Consider the following 2,579-nt stretch of genomic DNA (forward strand, 5'->3'; position numbering starts at 1 on the left):
CGGCGGCTTCGGGCCGGGCACGGGGCGCGGACCCGGGGCCGGCGCCGCGGGCTTCTCCGCGGCGGGCGGCTTCGGAGCCGCCGGACCCGGACGCGGGGCAGCCGGACGGGCGGCCTGCGTCGGAGAGGGGGCCGCCGGACGAGCCGGGGCGGCCTTGCGCGGGGCGGGCTTGCCGCCACCGCTGCCCTGCTGGAGGGCGTCAGTCAGCTTGCGTACTACAGGCGCCTCGATCGTCGAGGACGCCGAACGGACGAATTCACCGAGCTCTTGGAGCTTGGCCATGACGACCTTGCTCTCAACCCCGAACTCCTTGGCGAGTTCGTATACCCGGACCTTAGCCACTTCGCTCCTTTTAGGTCCGGGTTGACGCCGGACCGTCTCTACTTCATGGGCGTACTCATCGCGTGCTCATCGAGTGCTCATCGCAATCTCGACCTACTTCCAACTCGCGGGGTACCAGGGCCGCACGGAGGTTCCATGCGACGCGTCTTACTGTGTTGCCTGCTCGACGGTGAGGCGCAACGCCGCGCTGTCGAGCGGTCCCGGGGCACGGAGCGCCCGCGGGAACGCCCGGCGGCGAACCGCCAGGTCGAGACAGACCAGGGCGGGGTGGATGTACGCACCCCGGCCGGGCAGCGTACCGCGATGATCGGGGACACATTCGTCCTCGATCGCCACGACCCGCAGCAGCTCGGTCTTGGCCGCTCGTTGCCTACACCCCACACAGGTGCGCTCAGGGCATGCGTTGGCACGCGTCCGGCCAGACACTGCTAAGTCTACCTCCCCGCACCGACCTCACCCCTTTGGGGCAAGAATCGAACAGTTGCCGCGCATATAACTGACGTGATCTGAGCGACCTGCGGCTTGGATCTATTCCCGATCATGCGCCCGCCGGCCCTCCTCGGCTATTCGGACGGCTGCTCGGTGTCCGGGCGGATGTCGATGCGCCAGCCGGTGAGACGGGCGGCGAGGCGGGCGTTCTGGCCCTCCTTGCCGATCGCCAGCGACAGCTGGTAGTCGGGAACCGTGACCCGCGCGGAGCGGGCCGCGAGGTCCACCACCTCGACCTTGGAGACCCGGGCCGGGGAGAGGGCGTTGGCGACCATCTCGGCCGGGTCGTCGGACCAGTCGACGATGTCGATCTTCTCGCCGTTCAGCTCGCCCATGACATTGCGCACGCGGCCGCCCATGGGGCCGATGCAGGCGCCCTTGGCGTTCAGGCCCGAACGGGTGGACCTGACAGCGATCTTCGTGCGGTGACCGGCCTCACGTGCGATGGCGGCGATCTCGACGGAGCCGTCGGCGATCTCCGGCACCTCCAGGGCGAAGAGCTTCTTCACCAGATTGGGGTGTGTGCGCGAAAGGGTGACGGACGGACCGCGCACACCCTTCGCCACCCGAACGACGTACGACCTCAGTCGCATGCCGTGCGGGTACGTCTCGCCGGGGACCTGTTCCTGCACGGGCAGGATGGCCTCCAGCTTGCCGATGTCGACGAGCACGTTCTTCGGGTCGCGGCCCTGCTGGACCACACCGGTGACGATGTCGCCCTCGCGGCCGGCGTACTCGCCGAGCGTCGCGTCGTCCTCCGCGTCCCGCAGACGCTGGAGGATCACCTGCTTGGCGGTGGTGGCGGCGATGCGCCCGAAGTCCGACGGGGTGTCGTCGAACGCGCGTGCCTCCTGCCCCTCCTCCAGGTCCTCGGGGTCCTCCTTCGCCCACACGGTCACATGGCCGGTCTCCCGGTTGAGCTCCACGCGCGCGTGGCGGCGGCTTCCCTCGGTGCGGTGGTAGGCGATGAGGAGGGCCGCCTCGATCGCCTCGACGAGCAGGTCGAAGGAGATCTCCTTCTCCCGCACCAAGCCCCTGAGGGCACTCATGTCGATGTCCACGGCTACGCCTCCTCCTCTTCCTTCATGTCCTTCTTGTCCTTGCGGTTGAACTCGACCTGGACACGGGCCTTGTCGATCTCGTCGAAGGCGAGCCTGCGGGTGGTGGCCTTGCGGCCCTTCACTCCGGGCACCTCGAGGTCGAGGCCGTCGTCGTCCACGGTCAGGATTCTGGCGATCAGTTCCCCGCCCTCGCGGAGTTGGAACTTCACCAGGCGGTCCACGGCCCGCCGGTAGTGGCGGTGCTCGGTGAGGGCGCGCTCGGCGCCCGGCGTGCCGACTTCCAGGGTGTACTCCGCCTGGCCCATCGCGTCCGTCTCGTCCAGCTTGGCCGAGAGCGCGCGGCTGACGTCGGCGACCGTGTCCAGATCGGCGCCCTCGTCGGAGTCGACGGTCACGCGCAGCACCCGCTTGCGGCCGACCGCGTCCACCGCGATCTCTTCGAGGTCCAGACCCTGGGAGCGTACGAGGGGTTCCAGCAGCTCTCGCAGCCTCTCGCTCTGGGTGGTGCTCATCCGGGTGACTCCTCGGCCGCGTGTGCTGTTGTGGGTAGGGCGCGTGTCAGCTCAAAGGGTAGCCGCTCCGCTGGGGTGTTGCCGTCCGCCCGCCTGCTCGGGGGACGTGGTCCGTTGGCGCGAGCGGGTTGTCCGCGGCCGGTCGCGCGGTTCCCCGCGCCCCGCGCGGGGCGCG

Annotated in this window: 4 protein-coding genes; all 4 read right to left on the bottom strand. The window is 69.6% G+C overall.

Annotated features, from left to right (window positions below):
* On the bottom strand, window positions 1-342 hold a 342-nt coding region (locus tag AOK15_RS39110), incomplete at its 3' end, for a translation initiation factor IF-2 N-terminal domain-containing protein (protein WP_205632301.1).
* A 147-nt stretch (window positions 343-489) separates the two neighbouring features.
* Complete coding sequence (locus AOK15_RS39115; protein ID WP_079058947.1) at window positions 490-768, bottom strand: YlxR family protein; 279 nt, start codon at window positions 766-768, stop codon at window positions 490-492.
* A 137-nt stretch (window positions 769-905) separates the two neighbouring features.
* Window positions 906-1,892, bottom strand: coding sequence for a transcription termination factor NusA (gene nusA / locus AOK15_RS39120; protein WP_055523732.1), 987 nt, complete (start codon window positions 1,890-1,892; stop codon window positions 906-908).
* Between the two features lie 2 nt (window positions 1,893-1,894).
* The gene (gene rimP / locus AOK15_RS39125) at window positions 1,895-2,404 is read right to left on the bottom strand and encodes a ribosome maturation factor RimP (protein WP_055523734.1); all 510 of its coding nucleotides are present in this window, start codon (window positions 2,402-2,404) and stop codon (window positions 1,895-1,897) included.
* Between the last annotated feature and the right edge of the window lie 175 nt (window positions 2,405-2,579).

Source organism: Streptomyces ossamyceticus, assembly GCF_001418475.1.
Lineage (GTDB): Bacteria > Actinomycetota > Actinomycetes > Streptomycetales > Streptomycetaceae > Streptomyces > Streptomyces ossamyceticus.

Excerpts from the sequence above, each read along its gene's own strand:
- rimP (WP_055523734.1), bottom strand. The coding sequence starts at position 2,404 with ATGAGCACCACCCAGAGCGAGAGGCTGCGAGAGCTGCTGGAACCCCTC.